Source organism: Vibrio sp. 2134-1 (assembly GCF_033339495.1).
This window is the reverse complement of record NZ_JAWOUS010000008.1, coordinates 128,626-145,947: the sequence shown is the minus strand read 5'-3', so window position 1 is coordinate 145,947 and position 17,322 is coordinate 128,626. Positions and strand designations below refer to the sequence as shown.

Genomic DNA, 17,322 nt, shown 5'->3' with positions numbered 1-17,322 from the left:
GTTGGATTGCGGTAGGCTTTGAGCAGAGAATACAAGCTGAAAAGAACAAGGAAATACCACGATGCGCGTCGACTACCACCAACGACTGGTTCCTGTGATTCGTTATTTAGAACAACACTTTAATGAACCGCTCAACCTACCAGAAGTGGCCGCGCTGGCGAACCTTTCCCCTTATCACTTTCATCGCACCTTCAAAGCCGTGCAAGGCGAAACATTGGCCGACTTCATTCGACGTTTGCGTCTAGAAGCCGCCGCCGATGACTTATTCAAATCCAAGCAACCGGTATTGAACATTGCCCTAGAGTACGGATTTTCTAGCTCACAGAGCTTAGCCAAAGCCTTCAAACAACATTATGGCGTCACGCCTACAGCCTTTCGTGACTGCGAAAACTACCAGCAATTTTCTGAATTAGCACGAAACAGCAAGATTGGACACACGTTGCGCAAGAATGGAAACGAAGTAACACCAAGCGATTCATATACTGGCTCTGAACTCACCAAATGGAGCACGACAATGGAAACGCAAAACTTTGAAAAAGCAAAACTGGCTTACATTCGTGTAAACGGCCCTTACGGCCAAGGCTATGAAGAGCCATCAGGTCGCTTGTATCAATGGGCAGGAATGAAAGGTTTGGCGGGCAATACCTGCATCTTTATCTACCACGACAACCCAGAAATCACGCCAGACGAGAAGTGTCGCACTGATATCTGCTTGATGGTGCCAGAAGATACGGAAGTTCCAAAAGGCATTGAGCTGCAAGACTTCCCCGGTGGTCAATATGCGGTGATGCGCCAGCACATTACTGACCCGAGCCAATACTCAAAAGCATGGGATGATGTCATGAGCAAGGTAATTGAATCCGGTATTGAGAACGACGACCGTCCTTGCTTTGAGCTTTACCACAGCTTCGACCCACAAACGCATCATGCAGACGTTAGCTTCTGCACCGCCATCAAATAAACCAAAAGCCTGCATCGTTGCAGGCTTTTTCATTTCTTACTCTGGTTGATTAAGTCCGTTCTTCCAAACGCTGTTTATCTTTTAATCCAACTACTTAGAACACGAATGAATACCTCAGTATTTTCGTGATCCTACTTCGCGTTTTGAGCACGCGCATTCATTCGCTCGGCTGAGTTGGGATTCATTTCACAGATTATTCATGAAGCGAACCTAGACTGAAAAAACTCCATCGACCCCGTTCGACCTACAACGCTAGGCACAATAAAAACTAGGTACTACAGCACCTCTAGGACATTCCATGAAGAAGAACTTACTTGCCATTGCTCTTGGTAGCGTGATTGCGCTGACTGCTGCCCCATACTCTATCGCGGCTAACGATGCTGCTGTCCAATCTTCCGCCGATTACTCACAGATCGTCACTAAACGCCAGGTTGTCGACCAACTTCTCAACGACGCAGTACAAGCATTCAAATCCCCTGCGCGTATCTCGCATGCGGGTTTTACCGCCAAAATGCCGAGCAACATGGAGATTGTTACCGACCGCTTACTAGAAGCATACAAACTCGAGCCGTACCGCACTGACCTACTGATTTCTGCGGCAAACGCACAGATCTACAACAAGAATGCAGACCGCGCGATTGAACTATTTGAACAAGCTCTTTCTGTCGCACCAGACGATGTGGATTTGCACGCTTACTTAGCGGTATGGCAACGCTTTGAGGGCAACCAAGCAGAATCAGCGAAACACATGGCGACGCTCATGAAGCTCAATGCAGGTAAAGCGGCAGATATCCAACGCATCTTCGACACCGTAGACCGCGTACTTGCAACGCCACTAAAAGAGAAAGCCGATAAAGGCAAACTGGATGACAAAGGCGCTATAGTCACGTTGGGATACGCGCTGAACCCAGATGGTTCAATGCATCAAATCTTGGTTGAGCGTCTGGAAACCACGCTAGCCATGGCGAAAGCAAGCCCAGACGCGTTGATCGTGTTGACGGGTGGTGTACCGAAGAACCACAAAACCGAAGGCAAATTAATGGCAGATTGGCTGATTGAAAAAGGCATCAGCAAAGATCGCATCATTGAAGAAAACTACGCCACCAGCACGGTAGGTAACGCCCTATTCAGCAGCTACGCATTGGCACGTCATAACATCAAGCACGCGACCATCATCAGCTCAGCGAGCCATGTGCGCCGTGGTCAAACCTTGTTTGAAATCGCAAGCTGGCAAACTGGCCCGCAAGACATCACTTTTGACACAGTGAGCTATCCAGACAAGCCACTGAAAGACTTAGCCAAAGCCAGCGATGGCGAATTGCTTGGTATCTACCGCGATGCACTGCGTACCTACGGTATGTGGAGCTACCGCTCTTACCCGCTAGAGTCGCGTTAAGTATTCTCGACTCATACCAATCAAAAAAAAGCCTGCGTACTTGCAGGCTTTCTTGTCTTTGTGCAGTGGTTGAAACCGCTTAAATCGCTTCGCCGTTTACCGTTACTGCCACATCAATGTTGCCACGAACTGCGTTTGAATATGGGCAAACTTGGTGTGCAATGCGCGTTAGCTCTAGTGCTTGTTCTTGTGGCATGTCTAGCTCTACCGCTAGGCTCACTGTTAGTGCAAAGCCACCGTTATCGTTCGGACCGATGCCCACTTGCGCTGTTACGGGTGCACTTTTCAGATTTACTTTACCTTCACGCGCTACGTGCAGAATCGCGTTAGAAAAACATGCTGAATAGCCCGCGGCAAACAGCTGTTCTGGGTTAGTTGCTGCGCCTGTGCCGCCCATTTCCTTCGGGTATGACAGCTCTAGATCGAGAAGACCGTCATCTGTTTTTACTTGACCATTACGACCAGCCAAAGCGGTAGCTTGAGTTTTGTATAGAGTAGTCATGCGAGTGTCCTTCTTAATTTAAGTTGTGCGCAATTTAATTGCTTGCAATCTTATATCGAAGTAAAGATCGTTTGCAACTATATTGTGCACAATTTATTTTATGACTTTCTTTCTCTGTGATCAGGTAGGCAACGCCAATGAGCCAGTGTTACACCGACAACACCATGACCGACGACGATAAACTCTTACTCGAAAACCAAGTTTGCTTCCCGCTCTACAGCGCAGCAAATGCAGTGATCCGAGCGTACCGCCCGTTATTGGACGAGCTTGATCTGACTTACTCGCAGTACTTAGTGATGATGGTACTGTGGGAGAAAGACGGTGCCAGCGTTAAAGAGTTGGGGTCACAACTGTATTTGGACTCAGGCACACTCACGCCGCTACTTAAACGCTTAGAAGCAAAAGGCTATGTAGAGCGTGGTCGCAGTGAAACCGATGAACGCGTTCGCGTACTCAACCTAACCGAGCAAGGTCGTGACCTTAAAGAACAAGCCAAGTCAGTGCCAAACGCCATGATGTGTAAAATCACCTTAGAGCTGGATGAAATGATCATGCTGAAGAAGTTGTGTGGCAAAGTGCTCGATAATCTGAGCTAACAAGATAGAAGCATCCGCTTCCACACTTCCTATTAGAAAGAGCCTGCCGAGATGCAGGCTCTTTCGATCTTAGCGAGAAGATCTACTCAAAGTAATCATCGGTATTCTCTATTGCAACTCTGCCTTAATCTTCAATAAAACCTATCAAAGCAAACTCACTTACATCGGATTTCCCTATCAAGTGAAATAGGAAATGGCTATCAATAGGATAGTTACAAGCGATTTTCCTTAAACACACTCCGATGAGAATATACTTTCCGAAAGCAACAACAGCTCAGCTTAAAACATTCAAAGGAAAGTAAATTATGATTAATACTCAAATCAAACCATTTGCAGCTACAGCGTACAAAAACGGCGAATTCGTTGAAGTAACAGAACAAGACGTTCTAGGTAAATGGGCAGTATTCTTCTTCTACCCAGCAGACTTTACGTTTGTATGTCCAACAGAACTGGGCGACCTAGCAGACCACTACGAAGAGCTACAAAAACGTGGCGTAGAAGTTTACTCAGTATCAACTGACACACACTTCACTCACAAAGCATGGCACGACAGCTCAGACACAATCGGTAAGATTCAGTACTACATGCTTGGCGACCAAACAGGCAACATCACAAACAACTTCGGTGTGATGCGTGAAGGTCAAGGTCTTGCAGACCGCGCTACGTTCCTAATCGACCCAGAAGGTACTATCCAAGCAATGGAAATCACTGCTGAAGGTATCGGTCGTGACGCAGAAGACCTACTACGCAAAGTGAAAGCAGCTCAATACGTAGCAGCTCACCCAGGCGAAGTTTGCCCAGCTAAATGGAAAGAAGGTGAAGAGACACTAGCTCCATCACTAGACCTAGTTGGCAAAATCTAAGCCACTGAAATTTAAGTTCTAATCAGTTCCCGATTTCCTTTTTCTGATTAGAACTGAATTAGAGAGCACTTCAGGTTAGATACCTTGACGACCTTCTGCCTGATTTGCTCTCTCCCCCTCAGGTTTTATCTACAGTAACCACTTTTTATTACCTATCTGAATAAGTAGGTGTGCAGTAATTGCGTAGAAAAAATCGTTTAGAACCAGGCATAGATTTTCGATAGCTAGTTACTCTAACTACAAAATCTATAACGCAGTTATCAACGATTTTAGCTAGCAAGAATGAACAAATACTTGTTTTGATTGGTAACTATTTAATTAAGGTAGTAACAACTATGTTAGACCAAGCGATCCAACAACAACTCAAACAATATCTGGCTAATGTAAAAGAAGAAGTTCGTTTAGTGGTTAGTCTAGATGAAAGCAAAGCATCGAATGACATTTTGTCTCTAGCGAACCAAATCGCAGAGATGAGCGACCTAATCACCGTTGAACGTGACGACAACGCAAGCGCACGTAAACCAGTGATGGCGGTAACTAACCCAGCAAAAGGCACAGCACTACGCTTTGCAGGCTTGCCAATGGGTCACGAATTTACCTCTCTAGTATTGGCACTGCTTCACTCTGGCGGCCACCCAATCAAACTAGAACCAGAAGTGATTGAGCAAATCGCAGCACTAGACAAAGATCTAGACGTAGAAATCTTCATTTCACTGTCGTGTCAAAACTGTCCGGACGTGGTTCAAGCGTTCAACATGATGGCGGCGATCAACCCGAAAATAAAAGCAACCATGATCGACGGTGGTTTGTTCCAAGATGAAGTGAAACAACGCGACATCATGGCAGTACCAAGTGTATTCGTGAACGGTGAGCTATTCGGTCAAGGCCGTATGTCTCTGACTGAAATCCTAAACAAAGTGGATGACGGCGCGAGCGAGAAAGCGGCGAAAGCACTGAGCGAAAAAGACCCATACGACGTGCTTGTTGTCGGCGGTGGTCCTGGTGGTAGCGCAGCTGCACTATACGCCGCTCGTAAAGGTATTCGTACTGGCGTTGTTGCTAAGCGTTTTGGTGGTCAGGTTATGGACACCATGGCAATCGAGAACTTCATTTCGGTGAAACGCACTGAAGGTCCAAAACTAGCAACTGACCTAGCAGAACACCTAAAAGAATACGACGTAGACGTCGTGACTGAGCAACAAGCTGAGAAGCTAATGGGCGCAGCACACACAGAAGATGGTTTGATTCACATCCAACTTGAAAGCGGCGCAACGCTGAAGAGTAAGAGTGTCATCTTAAGCCCTGGTGCACGCTGGCGTGAAATGAACGTTCCGGGTGAGCAAGAGTACCGCAACAAAGGTGTCGCGTACTGTCCACACTGTGACGGCCCACTGTTCAAAGGCAAGAAAACCGCAGTTATCGGTGGTGGTAACTCAGGCATCGAAGCTGCTATCGACCTTGCTGGTATTGTAGAACATGTAACGGTTCTTGAATTTGCAGACGTACTTCGTGCAGACCAAGTGCTTATCGACAAAGCGAACTCACTACCAAACGTAGACATCATCACGATGGCGCAAACAACAGAAGTAGTGGGTGACGGTACTCGCGTAACAAGCTTGAAGTACAAAGATCGCAACACAGACGAAATCAAAGAGATTGAACTGTCAGGTATCTTTGTTCAAATCGGTCTAGTACCAAACACAGAATGGCTAAAAGATTCAGAAGTAGCCCTATCTGAGCGCGGTGAGATTGAAGTCGGTAGCCGTGGCGATACTAGCCTAGAAGGTGTGTTCGCAGCGGGTGACGCAACAACCGTTCCTTACAAACAGATCATCATTGCGATGGGTGAAGGTGCAAAAGCAAGCTTAGGCGCATTTGACTACCTAATCCGTAAGCAAGGTTAATCTCCAATTTCTTGAGCACAAAGCGCACGGTGCTGTGTTTTCTTCCCCGGAAAACCAATCGGGGCACCGTGACAGCGATGAGTAACAAGAAATACAATCAAAAAACCTAGAAGCCCAAAGACTTTGCCAGCAGATATTAACTGCTGGCTTTTTTGGTTTTTTTTTTTGGGGGGGGGGAAACAAATTATTACTAGAAATAACAGAGTAAAATAAAGCTGCCGAAATACACTTAGGGTGAAACATTGCGGGCTTTAACTCGTTTCTACTGCTTCAAATATCAGACCTTTTAGCTGACAACGATGGTAAATTTCATACAAACCACCTAATTCATCATTGCAGTAAACACCGCTTCCGTTATTTTCAATCCTGAACAAGCCTCCGGATTTGATTGATTTACTACTCAACACTAATTTTTTAAACCGCTTTACACGACTTGGCTTACCATTAGCTCTTACATTTAACACAGTGCGATCCTTATCAATGGCATCGCAAGTTTTGAGTATGTTTATGGCATACCAACGCTCGCCAGCGACGCGTAATGGCAAAAACTCACAACTGGAATCAAGAGCTTCGTTTATTTGATTATATGCGGACTCAGAACAAGCAAACTCGCCTGCACGCCAGATTGCAAAATCAGGTTTTGTTGTAAGCATGTGGTTATCACTCACCCACTCCAAATCAATAATCATCCAAGTATCAGCGACACGCTCACCATATAACTCCCGCAAATCGCCATCCGAGTATTGTATAGAAATCTCTAGTTGAGTTTCTTGTAACAAAGGGAAATTCTCAACATCATGATTAAGTGTAAAAACCTTCATCTTTTGCTTACTTAAATCAAACGGTTAACTGGAAGTCCCCATCATGTAACATCTTTCCAATCTTGCACAAGGTTTCAATGATTTCTGTGTGAGCCAACTCTTCAGTGTCAGCGGCCTGACCTTTATACATGGCGTCTACAAATAAAATCAAAAAAGCCCTTTACCTAAACTTAACTTGAGGTTTTAGCATATTCATCGTTGGCTAGAAAATGACAAAAAGGAGCACATCATGATCCAACTAGAACATATTAACTTAGTCGTGAAAGATATCCCTGAAATGCTGAAGTTTTACCAAACTGCATTTCCACATTGGTACGTGCGTGATGAAGGTAAAGGCGAATGGAGTGGCAAACCAAGAAACTGGCTACATTTTGGCGACGAGTATCAATACATAGCCATGAGTGACCATGGCGAAGGAGAAAACCGCGAGTTGAGCGGGCACCAAGTTGGGCTAGCGCATTTTGCTTATGTGACCAACAACGTCGATGCAATCATCAAAAGACTAACCGATGCAGGTTATCCGATTGCCCAACCTGGTGCTGATGAACCATACCGCAAAAATGTGTATTTTGTTGACCCTGCCGGTTTTGAGATTGAATTTGTTGAATACCTGGCGGATGACCCAAAACTTCGTAACCTGACAAGCTAAAAGAGATGTAAATAATAAAACGCCAGCAGATAGTGACTGCTGGCGTTTTATTTTATCTATCAGGCTTCTTTATCGCATTAGCGCTGTTTGGCAAAAACCTGAGTCCAGTAATATCCGTAGCGTGCAGAGTGATTTTCGACAAGCGACGCGCCCATCTGATCAAAATCCGCACTCATGATATTAAGGCAGTGACCTTCACTCGATAACCAAGCATTAATGACGGCGTTAATGCTGCTTTGCCCTACGGCGACATTCTCACCAATGGCGCTCCAAGCATAACCCGTTGCGTTAACTCGATCTGACATTTTGCTGCCATCAGAGCCTGTGTGGCTCATGAAATCGCTGTTCGCCATATCGCTTGAATGTCGATAAGCGGCGCTTTCCAAATCGTAGCTCCAAGTCAGGGCCCCAACAGGTGGCATGGTGGTTGCGCCACACTGTTGTGTAGTAGAGCGGGCGCTGTTGACCGCTGCAAGCATCTGCTCGGCAAATGTGCCTTGTGACGATGTGGAACCTGTGTTTTGTGAGCCGCTTTCTGCTGGGGCTGACGACTCCCCGTCGCCGCCACATGCGCTGAGAAGTAGAGCCAAAACTGGCGCTAAGATCTTAGTTGGCATTGTCTTTCCTTTATGAGTGACGAAGAGCAAACTGCGCTTTTCGATAATAACGCCCAATAACCTAACAAAAACCAATAAAAGCACCATATGGCTTGGGGTGTTTTAACCAAAGACTCACATGAAGTTTTCAATCACCTTGGTTCGGTTGGTAAATCGGCAACGTTTCAGCCCACGTATGGAATGGCGTTTCATCCATATCCTGTATTGCTTGAGTGATAAAATCGATGAACACCCTCACTCGGGCAGGCACATATTCCCGGTTAGCATAGAGAAGATACACGCCATTTCCTGCTTGACGCATGCTCGGAAATATCGGCACTAAACGCCCTGCTTTGAGCCAATCTCTCGCGATAAAGTGAGGAATCTGAGTTAACCCTAAGCCTTCTGCGCAAAGCTCTGCCATCGATTCGCCGTCGTTTACAATAAAATTTCTCTCGGGGTTATACTCACTTGCACCGTCTGGTTCTGGCATCCGAATCGGCAACAGTTTCCCCGTTTGTTTAAAACGAAAACGAACCCAAGAATGGTCATTGAATACACCCGGGCCACTCGGAACACCATGGCGCGCTAAGTACTCCTGACTGGCACAAATGATAAAATCGATAGGGCTGAGCTGACGCACAATCAATTGACTATCGTGAACGACACCAGAGCGAATCGACACATCAATACCTTGCTCAATAATATCAACGTAGGCGTCATCGTAATGAATATCGATAGTGATGTTAGGGTAGCGGCGGCAAAACTCTTTTAATAAAGGACGAATATAGAGGCGACCGTACGAGACTGGCACATTAATCTTAAGCTGCCCTGAAAGCGCATCATTGTGACTTTTTAATGAATCCTCACATGCCGCCAGCTCTTCCAGTACAAACCTAGCAGTATTTGCGTACCGACGACCAGCTTCTGTCAGGCGGCTCTGTCGCGTAGAACGTTGAAAAAGCTGTATACCCAAATCGCTTTCAAGACGATGTATGGCTTTACTCACGGTCGAAGGGTCAGTGCCATACACTTTGGCAGCCGCAGCAAAACTACCGCCATCTAAAGTGGCAATAAAAAATCGTAGGGACCGTATCTTATCCATATAACCAATGAACTCTATTCATGAATTTTATTCACTTTAGTAAAGACAAAGTGGCTCTTCAATCACTAATTAGCCTAAATATAATGAACCTCAATAACTTGATGCTCTGTTAACGAGGAAAAAACCATGGGTAAAAACGGATTGAAGAATGCACTACAACTATTGATAGCAACACTAGTCCTATTCTTTGGGATGCTTCAAACAGCACATGCCGCAGATAAACGAATTGGTATTCTGGTTTACGATGGCGTACTGACCTCTGATGTTACTGCGCCTTTAGAGGTCTTTGGCGTCGCAAGTCGTCTCACTTGGTTTAGTGATTATGACGTGCTCACCATTTCCGTCTCAGATCAGAAAACCATCACCACTGAAGAAGGATTAAAAATTGGTGTGGATGCTTGGATTGGTGATCTGCCGGAACTCGACGTATTGGTTTTAACATCCAGCTATGACATGGATGCACTAATCGAAAATAAAGATCTCATTCACTTTATTAGAACTACCTCAAAGGCGGCAGATTGGATGGCAAGTAATTGCTCTGGCGCGTATTTGTTAGCCGAAGCTGGCCTTTTAAACGGTAAAAAAGCAACAACTTGGGCCGGAGGTGAAAACGGCTTTCAAAGAGATTACCCAGCAGTCAAAGTACAAGTCGACCAGAATTTTGTCATTGATGATGGCGTTATCACTTCGAACGGTAGCCTAGTTAGCTATCAAGCTGCTCTTAAGCTACTTCACCTTATGACTTCAGAGTCTAAAGCTCAGGAAGTCGCAGATGCCATCCAGTACTCACGCTTTTCCAACCAACCATTTTAAGCGTGTAAGAAAGAAATCAGAGTCACCCTTCGATATTTGGAAGGTTAACTCTTCGAATTTGTCTTCCTAATCGAACAACCCTTTTTATCACTGTAAAAGCGATAAAAAGGGTTGTCGTTCATCTGGCAGACACAACGTGCTCTCCAAACTTTTTATCTTAATGCTATGGAAAAACATAAACGTTACGAAGCACTGACGAAAGATCGATACCAAGAGATCTACCGTCTCGCGTATTGGTTATGCAAAGATCACCACCTTGCTCAAGATTTAGCGCAAGAAACCTTTCTGAAAGCGTGGCGATTCTTTGATAAATTAAATGACCCCAACGCCGCGAAGTCTTGGCTCATTACTATTTTGCGTCGTGAGAATGCTCGGCGCTTTGATAGAAAACAGTACGACTTTGTCGACATTGATGAGTGTGCAATACAGACAAAAACCTACCCTGGCAGTGACTACGACATGGCCCAAGATTGGCTTCAAAAACAAATGATGATTCTCGAACCCAAATACCGAGAGCCGTTGCTCTTGAGCTTAGTGGCTGGGTTGAATCATGATGAAATTGCCCAAGCCTTGAGGCTCAACCACAACACAGTGGCGACTCGATTATTCAGAGCGCGTAATCAGATCATCGCACAGAAGGAGAGTCATTAAGACACAAAAAGTAGTCAATCATGTAAACTAACTGGCTATGCTCCGGTCTATTTCATAAGTCGTTACACAACTCGACGCTTTAACGCTTTACATCAAGCGCGACTAGATGAACACTTCTTGTCAAAGTACAATAACAGCCGACATAGAGTAGAGTCAGTAAAACATTATGAGTAACACGACGGCGAAAAAGCCGAATCCCTTATTTGAAATCCTTTTCAACGTATTTATCCCTTCCTTCATTTTGATGAAGTTTAGTGGCGATGAGCATCTAGGGACAGCAATGGCGCTGGTTGTCGCTTTGCTATTTCCTATCATTTATGGCGGTATGGACCTTGTCCGTAACAAGAAATTTAACTTTATTTCTGCTCTGGGCTTTATCAGTGTTCTACTAACTGGTGGCATCGGCTTGTTAGAGCTTGATACACGCTGGTTAGCACTAAAAGAAGCCCTGATTCCTGGCCTGATCGGTTTAGCGGTTTTGGGTTCAACGTTTACCCGCTACCCGCTGATGCAGAAGTTAGTACTGAATGACACTGTGTTGAACCTCGCGTTGATTAACCAACGTTTAAAAGAAAATGGTAAAACCGATGCGTTCGAACGTTGCCTTATGTCTTCTAACTACCTGTTTGCAAGTACTTTTGCGTTCTCATCTGCAATGAACTACTTCCTTGCGACTTGGATTGTGACTAGCCCTTCTGGTACTGCTGCCTTTAACGAAGAGTTAGGAAAAATGACGCTGTACAGTTACCCAATGATTGCCATCCCAAGTATGTTGATGATGTTCGGTATTTTTTATTACATTTGGCGTCAAGTACGTGCGATGACATCGCTCGAAACAGAGCAAATCTTCCATCTAAAATAGCCCTATCATTACAAATAAACCCATAAAAAAGGGAGGATTTTATCCTCCCTTTTCTCAACAGGCCCACTGTAATTCACAGCGTCAAAATGATTTTTCCTGACACTGCTGACGAGCGTCGCTCAACCATTTCAATCGCTGTTTGAAAGTCCTCTAACGACAGATCATATGCAACGTTTAACTTTATGTCGCTGCTAATAAAGTGTTCTAACATTTCAGCGAACACCGTCTTTCTCCCGCCTTTACCTACCGATTCTTCCCAATACCGCAAAAAGAATGTACTAAAGTCGATGTTGTTGGCCTTCATCGATTCAAAAAACTCAGGCGTATAAGGCGTTAACGACAATGTTCCGTAGTTGATGTATTGGCCGTTTTCTTTCAAGGTACGAATGAGATCCGTGCCAGCCTCACCGCCTATCGCATCCAAAGCGACCGTTGGTTGTGGCAGTTGGCGCGTTTGCAGCTGCGCGTGTAAGTCTTGTTTTGCGTCCAACACTGGAATCGTATCGTACGGATACTTTTCTGGCTTTGAAGTCACAGCAATCAGTGTAAAACCCAGTGAGTGAGCAAGCTGGGCGAATATCTTACCGATCGCTGACCCTGCCGCATTGATGATCACCACATCGCCTTTGTTCAACTTCGCCACTTTAGTGGTGATAACCCACGCGGTTAGCGCGTTGATGTACAATTGGCAGGCATAGCCGTTCTCCAAACTCTCAGGTAGCGGAAAAAGATTCTCAGGCGAGGCATCTATGTAGTATTGCCAAGTACCACTCATCGCCACCAACACCTTTTGCCCAACTTGAAGGCCAGTTTGACCAACTGCACTGACTTCCACCACACGCCCAACCGCTTCAAATCCCGGCACGCGAGGTGGTACGTGAACGCGGCGGTATTGCCCAACACCATGAATGGAAAGCAAGTCACTTGGGTTAATATTGGTGGCTTCCAGTCGCACCCGAACCTTGCCCTGAGCAAGCGGTTTGAGGGGCTCTTTTTCCAACGACAGCGACGTTTTGGGTTGACCAAAACAGAATTGATTCACTCGAGTATTTATCGTTGGTGCCATTGTTATTCATACCATGTAATTGAAATTCAAAAAGGAAGTTTCGCGACTTCTACTCAAAAGCATTAAGTGAAGTCGAAGCTCTGTATTTCTACCTGCGCGATGCGCCGTTCACTCTAAACTGTTGTGGCGTCATATCAAAATAGGCTTTAAATGCTTTGATGTAGGATGAGTCATTTTGATAACCCACTAGGTCTGCAATGGCTTGGATTGGCAACGATTCATCTAACAAAGAAAGCGAGTAAATTAGCCGAATTTGTTGCCGCCAAAGTAGAAATGAAGTGTTGAATTCCTTGGCGAACAGCCGTGATAAAGTACGCTCAGACGCCCCAATTTTCTCCCCCCACTCTTTTAGCGAACAGCTCAACGCTGGCTCGTCAGTCAGTCGCTCGAAAATCAGTTTTAGTCGTCTGTCTTGTGGCAGCAATAACTGAAATGTCTGCACGTTGCGTTTCAAAATTTGATCATGCAGCACCGCCAGTAAATGCAACACTTCTTCGTGGCTTGTCTCACCTTCACACAGTCTGCGGATCTCTTGTAAAAGCGCATTTAAAAACGACGTTAAAGCAATGGTTCTCACTTGTGGCTCGTACGTCGCACCAAACTCAGGGTTGAGGTAAATGCCAACAAATATCGTATTGCTTAGAGCAATCGACTCGTGTTGAACACCCGCAGGAACAAATAACGCAGAGGTGTGTGGAACCAAGTGCTGATAATGCTCCGTTTGTGTTTGCAATAACCCTTTGATAGGAAAGATGATTTGATGCCAAGTGTGTTGATGCAGCGCATCAATGTAACCTTTTGGCATGTCGATGGTTTTCACTAAAACAGGAGAATGGGGGTTCGCGGCCATCGTCTCATTGGAGGTGACGACGCCTGACTTCGAATCAATTTGGCGAGTTAGCATTGTTAGTTGTCTTTTCATCCCTACACCGACACAAGTTTACTAGGCTATCATGCTCCGCATCGCGAATGAAGATAAACACTTTATCTCTCATTCAAATAATAAGGAGGTTATATGAAGAAAATCGGCGTCGTAAAAGCTGTGCTAGCAGGGAAAACCGTCCCTTATGCTCATGGAGTGCAAAGCGCAATCAACAAACAAGTGCTACCTGAGCGCCAGCACGCAACAGAGCTTGGCTTTACCAGTGATGAGCAAGGTGATCCGCGCTTTCATGGTGGCATTCAAAAAGCGCTTCATATTTACCCAAGCGAGCACTACCCAATCTGGCAACAAGAATTAGGCAAAAGACCAATTTTCCAATCCGCCGGCGGCTTTGGCGAAAACATCAGCTCCGAAGGCGTCACCGAATCCACGATTTGCTTGAAAGATAAAATTCGCATCGGCTCAAAACTACTGGAAGTGTCGCAAGGTCGCATGCCTTGTTGGAAACTTAACGTACGTTTTGACCAACACGACATGGCGAGAAGACTGCAAGATACGCTTCGAACAGGCTGGTATTTCCGAGTGTTGGAAGAAGGCGATATCGGTGCAGGTGACGAGATTATTCTGTGCGAAAGACCTTATCCAGAATGGCCACTGGCTCGCATCATGGGCGCGGTTTTCACTGGCTGTTTAGATAGAAAAGAACTCACTAAGCTGTCTGAGCTGCCGTTAGTCGAGTCTTGGGGCAAGTTGGTCGAGCGCCGCCTAGAAACTGGCGAAGTTGAAGATTGGGAAATGCGCTTGGTTGGCCCAACTGTGGGTTAACACCCCAAAGTAAAATTTAAGCCACGCTCTGAACCGACTATGCCGTCAGAGCGTGTTTTTTTGGTTTACTTCGCACTCGGGGCTGGGCGTTTCGACTTACCTTGGAACTGCTTAATGCTCTTCTTAGCATTAGTTCGGCGGTTGGCTTTTTTATCGCGTGGCGCGCGTTTGCTCTCGCCAGTTGATGGCTTATCCGTTACTGGAAAACCTGCCAGATCTTGCACTGGTAATGCACGTTGAGTCAGGTGACGAATCGCGCTTAGTGCGTCCATTTCACCATGACAAACCAATGACATCGCGACACCTTGTTCGCCTGCGCGAGCGGTACGTCCTACTCGGTGAACATAGGTTTCTGCATACATTGGCAGTTCAAAGTTGATCACTACAGGTAATTGCTCAATGTGAATGCCACGCGCTAGTAGATCGGTGGCAATCAACACCTGAATTTGCCCAGATTTAAACTGCGCCAGTGCTTCTTCTCGCTCATCTTGACTCTTATTGCCATGCAACGCATTGGTTGAGATGCCCGCTTTATTCAGCTTCTTCGCTAAGCCATCGGCGTTCTCTTTCGCACCAATAAAGACTAATGCCTTAGTCCACGCGTTTTTTTGAATCAGTTCAATCAATGCCTTGGTTTTACTGCCTTTGTTGACGAGGTACAGCGTTTCAGCAATATCTTGGTTGGTGCTGTTTTCTTGATGCGCTGCAACTTGCTTTGGTGCCTGCATAAGCAGCTTCGCTTTACCCTTCAACTCATCTGAAAACGTTGCCGAGAACATTGCGGTTTGACGCTGGTTTGAAATCAGCCCCGCAATATTTTGCACGTCAGGCCAAAAGCCCATATCCAACAGACGATCCGCCTCATCCAACACTAGGTAATGGATATTGCTTAAGTCTAAACCGTTGTTTGCCAGATCAACCAAACGACCTGTCGTCGCGACAAGGATATGAGGATTTGTCGCTAGCGCCTGCTGTTGTTGCTCTTTATCAACGCCGCCACACAAACACACTGCGTTGAGTTCAAGAACTTGACCAACTTGGTTAATTGCTTCACTCACTTGCATTGCCAGCTCACGAGTTGGCACAAGAATCAGCGCTTTTTGCTCTGGATTGACACCCAGCTTTTCCAACAAAGGCAAACCATAAGCAAGGGTTTTGCCGCTGCCTGTATTTGCCAAAGCCAATAGATCTTGACCAGCCAACAGCTCAGGAATGGCCAACGCTTGAATATCGGTCGGTTTCTTGAAGTCTTTTGGCAGGGCGTGAATCAGCTCAGAACTCAATGAGAGAGTAGAAAATGGCATCAGCGAAACCTTGTACTTTTGGTTGAAGAGGCAATAAAAACAATGAAGATGCGGTAAAACGCAGGCGCGGACTTTACCACAATCTGCTAGGTGAACCATCCTATTTTAGGCGCTTAAACCAAGCGTCGCCTACGCAAATCTTCAGAAAACTAAAAAGCGCAAAAAAGCCGTTAGTCTGTACTGCCACAGAGCTAACGGCTAAAAACCCTTGAAGAGAACGCTTCGTCAGCCTTTCACTGCGGCTGAAAAGAAATGTGCAGTTTATTAAAGCACAGCTTTACGATTCGGTAAGAACACTTCACCCAACATGCAACGAACCGAACCACCACCAATAGATTCTATGGTAGAAACGTCGAATGGCAGCAATTTACCGTGCGTTGCCAATTGGTTTCTTTGTGCTGGTGAGAATGCATCGTACGCCGATTGCGACATCGCAATCACCTTGTCGCCGTTGATCGTTTCCAGTTGCAGAATGTTACCGCAGAACTGGTTCATCTGTTCAAGCGAAATTGAGATGACTTGCTTGTCTTTGGCGAGTGACTTCATTACAAAACGACGCTCAAATTCTGGGATCACTTCGTCACAAATCACGCAAAACTGTTCGCCAACCGCCATCATCACATTGGTGTGATAAATCGGCGCACCAGACGGCAAACGAGTTTGGAAAGAAATCACTCGTTCATAGCCAATACGATCGGCGTAATCTTCTAAAACCAGACGATCACAACGTTGTGAGAGTGCGGCATAGACCGTTTTATTTAGGTGGTCAAACACCATCACACCCGTGCTTTCTAAATACGCTTGCTCGTCAAGATATTCAGTTAGACTGCTGCGTCGATGAACTTCTCGCCCTGCTTGCGCTAGTGCTGCCACAAGCGCATCGGGACGTACTTCTTTTTGACGGTTTTCACAGGCCATTGGAAAGGTGTACAACGTGCCATCTGGCGTAGTGCTAAACCAATTGTTTGGAAATACCGCGTCTGGCGTCGCAACATCTGAAGTTGGATAATCAAACTCAACAACTTGAACGCCCTCTTGACGCAGCGTTGCAACCATACTCGCGAACTCGGCCATTACTCGACGTGAGACTTCTTCTTGGCTGAGTGACACTTTATGTTGGAACTCATTATCTTGTGCGGTTTCTTCATTAAAACGAAACTCTTTCGGTGGCACCATCACTACGCAGTTTGCGGTTTGGCGCTGAGCACTTTGCGTGCTTTCTTCTTTCCCATTAGCAAATTGGGTCACTGATTCGTGTAATAGCATCCAATATATTCCTTATCACTAGAATGAGGAGATTGTAAATTTATTGTTAACTTCAGTTTTGCTGTTTTGACAATTAATTTAATTGCACAAAAGTGTTTTTTGCTGCATTAAGTTTATTTTTCCCTAAATTTTATTGTCACTTTGCAGGTTTAAGATTTTATGGCACCGTGATGAACATGATAAGAATTCATCATAAGAATCAGAACCATAGACAATCACACTCATAACCAACTAGTTACATTTAAGACACAATCGGTTA

18 protein-coding genes are annotated in these 17,322 nt (G+C 45.5%); 10 read left to right on the top strand and 8 right to left on the bottom strand.

The window, feature by feature from the left end; all coding sequences use genetic code 11:
- Window positions 1-61: 61 nt before the first annotated feature.
- Together R7R78_RS11675 and R7R78_RS11670 are read left to right on the top strand one after the other, a co-directional pair.
- Complete coding sequence (locus R7R78_RS11675; RefSeq protein WP_020195560.1) at window positions 62-961, top strand: AraC family transcriptional regulator; 900 nt, start codon at window positions 62-64, stop codon at window positions 959-961.
- A gap of 298 nt (window positions 962-1,259) precedes the next feature.
- Complete coding sequence (locus R7R78_RS11670; RefSeq protein ID WP_225473602.1) at window positions 1,260-2,357, top strand: YdcF family protein; 1,098 nt, start codon at window positions 1,260-1,262, stop codon at window positions 2,355-2,357.
- A gap of 79 nt (window positions 2,358-2,436) precedes the next feature.
- Here R7R78_RS11670 and R7R78_RS11665 read toward each other — a convergent pair whose 3' ends face one another.
- The gene (locus R7R78_RS11665; protein WP_042600226.1) at window positions 2,437-2,859 is read right to left on the bottom strand and encodes an organic hydroperoxide resistance protein; all 423 of its coding nucleotides are present in this window, start codon (window positions 2,857-2,859) and stop codon (window positions 2,437-2,439) included.
- Between the two features lie 137 nt (window positions 2,860-2,996).
- Between R7R78_RS11665 and R7R78_RS11660 the strand changes: the two genes are divergently transcribed.
- The 3 genes from R7R78_RS11660 to ahpF all read left to right on the top strand — a co-directional run bounded on the left by R7R78_RS11660 (window position 2,997) and on the right by ahpF (window position 6,222).
- Window positions 2,997-3,455, top strand: a complete 459-nt coding sequence (locus R7R78_RS11660; protein ID WP_225473600.1) for a MarR family winged helix-turn-helix transcriptional regulator — start codon at window positions 2,997-2,999, stop codon at window positions 3,453-3,455.
- A 305-nt stretch (window positions 3,456-3,760) separates the two neighbouring features.
- Window positions 3,761-4,318 (top strand): alkyl hydroperoxide reductase subunit C, encoded by a 558-nt coding sequence (gene ahpC / locus R7R78_RS11655; protein WP_005374632.1) that lies wholly within the window; start codon window positions 3,761-3,763, stop codon window positions 4,316-4,318.
- A 335-nt stretch (window positions 4,319-4,653) separates the two neighbouring features.
- Window positions 4,654-6,222 carry an alkyl hydroperoxide reductase subunit F gene (gene ahpF, locus R7R78_RS11650; protein WP_039987737.1) on the top strand — a complete coding sequence of 523 codons (1,569 nt, stop codon included), beginning with the start codon at window positions 4,654-4,656 and terminating at the stop codon, window positions 6,220-6,222.
- A 251-nt stretch (window positions 6,223-6,473) separates the two neighbouring features.
- Here the strand turns inward: ahpF and R7R78_RS11645 are convergent, their stop codons facing one another.
- Window positions 6,474-7,043: an imm11 family protein gene (locus R7R78_RS11645; RefSeq protein WP_065275549.1), complete on the bottom strand. Its 570-nt coding sequence runs from the start codon at window positions 7,041-7,043 to the stop codon at window positions 6,474-6,476.
- 229 nt (window positions 7,044-7,272) lie between these two features.
- Here R7R78_RS11645 and R7R78_RS11640 point away from each other — a divergent pair, with 229 nt between their 5' ends.
- The gene (locus R7R78_RS11640) at window positions 7,273-7,692 is read left to right on the top strand and encodes a VOC family protein (RefSeq protein WP_005374615.1); all 420 of its coding nucleotides are present in this window, start codon (window positions 7,273-7,275) and stop codon (window positions 7,690-7,692) included.
- 77 nt (window positions 7,693-7,769) lie between these two features.
- Here R7R78_RS11640 and R7R78_RS11635 read toward each other — a convergent pair whose 3' ends face one another.
- Together R7R78_RS11635 and R7R78_RS11630 are read right to left on the bottom strand one after the other, a co-directional pair.
- Window positions 7,770-8,309, bottom strand: coding sequence for a CAP domain-containing protein (locus R7R78_RS11635; protein WP_167415805.1), 540 nt, complete (start codon window positions 8,307-8,309; stop codon window positions 7,770-7,772).
- A gap of 127 nt (window positions 8,310-8,436) precedes the next feature.
- On the bottom strand, window positions 8,437-9,393 hold the full coding sequence (locus tag R7R78_RS11630; protein WP_225473597.1) for a LysR family transcriptional regulator: 957 nt from the start codon (window positions 9,391-9,393) through the stop codon (window positions 8,437-8,439).
- Between the two features lie 126 nt (window positions 9,394-9,519).
- Between R7R78_RS11630 and R7R78_RS11625 the strand changes: the two genes are divergently transcribed.
- From R7R78_RS11625 to R7R78_RS11615, 3 genes are all read left to right on the top strand, one after another.
- Window positions 9,520-10,206 carry a DJ-1/PfpI family protein gene (locus R7R78_RS11625; RefSeq protein ID WP_225473594.1) on the top strand — a complete coding sequence of 229 codons (687 nt, stop codon included), beginning with the start codon at window positions 9,520-9,522 and terminating at the stop codon, window positions 10,204-10,206.
- 120 nt (window positions 10,207-10,326) lie between these two features.
- A complete protein-coding gene (locus R7R78_RS11620; RefSeq protein WP_255209459.1) occupies window positions 10,327-10,857 on the top strand; it encodes a sigma-70 family RNA polymerase sigma factor in 531 nt (176 codons plus the stop codon).
- A gap of 166 nt (window positions 10,858-11,023) precedes the next feature.
- On the top strand, window positions 11,024-11,719 hold the full coding sequence (locus R7R78_RS11615; RefSeq protein ID WP_005383527.1) for a VC0807 family protein: 696 nt from the start codon (window positions 11,024-11,026) through the stop codon (window positions 11,717-11,719).
- Window positions 11,720-11,792: 73 nt separating this feature from the next.
- On the opposite strand, the gene R7R78_RS11610 is transcribed toward R7R78_RS11615, so the two are convergent.
- Together R7R78_RS11610 and R7R78_RS11605 are read right to left on the bottom strand one after the other, a co-directional pair.
- Window positions 11,793-12,785, bottom strand: coding sequence for a zinc-dependent alcohol dehydrogenase family protein (locus R7R78_RS11610; RefSeq protein WP_154204091.1), 993 nt, complete (start codon window positions 12,783-12,785; stop codon window positions 11,793-11,795).
- An 88-nt stretch (window positions 12,786-12,873) separates the two neighbouring features.
- Window positions 12,874-13,689, bottom strand: coding sequence for an AraC family transcriptional regulator (locus R7R78_RS11605; RefSeq protein ID WP_225473642.1), 816 nt, complete (start codon window positions 13,687-13,689; stop codon window positions 12,874-12,876).
- Window positions 13,690-13,800: 111 nt separating this feature from the next.
- Between R7R78_RS11605 and R7R78_RS11600 the strand changes: the two genes are divergently transcribed.
- Entirely contained in the window at window positions 13,801-14,493 is a 693-nt protein-coding gene (locus R7R78_RS11600; protein WP_225473592.1) for an MOSC domain-containing protein, read from the top strand.
- Window positions 14,494-14,558: 65 nt separating this feature from the next.
- Here R7R78_RS11600 and R7R78_RS11595 read toward each other — a convergent pair whose 3' ends face one another.
- Both R7R78_RS11595 and R7R78_RS11590 read right to left on the bottom strand, forming a co-directional pair.
- Window positions 14,559-15,797, bottom strand: coding sequence for a DEAD/DEAH box helicase (locus R7R78_RS11595; protein ID WP_031780833.1), 1,239 nt, complete (start codon window positions 15,795-15,797; stop codon window positions 14,559-14,561).
- Between the two features lie 264 nt (window positions 15,798-16,061).
- Window positions 16,062-17,063: an arginine deiminase-related protein gene (locus tag R7R78_RS11590; RefSeq protein ID WP_005383547.1), complete on the bottom strand. Its 1,002-nt coding sequence runs from the start codon at window positions 17,061-17,063 to the stop codon at window positions 16,062-16,064.
- Window positions 17,064-17,322: the final 259 nt, after the last annotated feature.

What these genes read in the sequence shown, in the direction of transcription:
- R7R78_RS11665 (WP_042600226.1), bottom strand. Translation starts at nt 2,859, where the DNA reads ATGACTACTCTATACAAAACTCAAGCTACCGCTTTGGCTGGTCGTAAT.
- R7R78_RS11590 (WP_005383547.1), bottom strand. Translation starts at nt 17,063, where the DNA reads ATGCTATTACACGAATCAGTGACCCAATTTGCTAATGGGAAAGAAGAA.
- R7R78_RS11635 (WP_167415805.1), bottom strand. Translation starts at nt 8,309, where the DNA reads ATGCCAACTAAGATCTTAGCGCCAGTTTTGGCTCTACTTCTCAGCGCA.
- R7R78_RS11640 (WP_005374615.1), top strand. Translation starts at nt 7,273, where the DNA reads ATGATCCAACTAGAACATATTAACTTAGTCGTGAAAGATATCCCTGAA.
- R7R78_RS11615 (WP_005383527.1), top strand. Translation starts at nt 11,024, where the DNA reads ATGAGTAACACGACGGCGAAAAAGCCGAATCCCTTATTTGAAATCCTT.
- ahpF (WP_039987737.1), top strand. Translation starts at nt 4,654, where the DNA reads ATGTTAGACCAAGCGATCCAACAACAACTCAAACAATATCTGGCTAAT.
- R7R78_RS11645 (WP_065275549.1), bottom strand. Translation starts at nt 7,043, where the DNA reads ATGAAGGTTTTTACACTTAATCATGATGTTGAGAATTTCCCTTTGTTA.
- R7R78_RS11610 (WP_154204091.1), bottom strand. Translation starts at nt 12,785, where the DNA reads ATGGCACCAACGATAAATACTCGAGTGAATCAATTCTGTTTTGGTCAA.
- R7R78_RS11670 (WP_225473602.1), top strand. Translation starts at nt 1,260, where the DNA reads ATGAAGAAGAACTTACTTGCCATTGCTCTTGGTAGCGTGATTGCGCTG.
- R7R78_RS11660 (WP_225473600.1), top strand. Translation starts at nt 2,997, where the DNA reads ATGAGCCAGTGTTACACCGACAACACCATGACCGACGACGATAAACTC.
- R7R78_RS11595 (WP_031780833.1), bottom strand. Translation starts at nt 15,797, where the DNA reads ATGCCATTTTCTACTCTCTCATTGAGTTCTGAGCTGATTCACGCCCTG.
- R7R78_RS11630 (WP_225473597.1), bottom strand. Translation starts at nt 9,393, where the DNA reads ATGGATAAGATACGGTCCCTACGATTTTTTATTGCCACTTTAGATGGC.
- ahpC (WP_005374632.1), top strand. Translation starts at nt 3,761, where the DNA reads ATGATTAATACTCAAATCAAACCATTTGCAGCTACAGCGTACAAAAAC.
- R7R78_RS11675 (WP_020195560.1), top strand. Translation starts at nt 62, where the DNA reads ATGCGCGTCGACTACCACCAACGACTGGTTCCTGTGATTCGTTATTTA.
- R7R78_RS11625 (WP_225473594.1), top strand. Translation starts at nt 9,520, where the DNA reads ATGGGTAAAAACGGATTGAAGAATGCACTACAACTATTGATAGCAACA.
- R7R78_RS11605 (WP_225473642.1), bottom strand. Translation starts at nt 13,689, where the DNA reads ATGCTAACTCGCCAAATTGATTCGAAGTCAGGCGTCGTCACCTCCAAT.
- R7R78_RS11600 (WP_225473592.1), top strand. Translation starts at nt 13,801, where the DNA reads ATGAAGAAAATCGGCGTCGTAAAAGCTGTGCTAGCAGGGAAAACCGTC.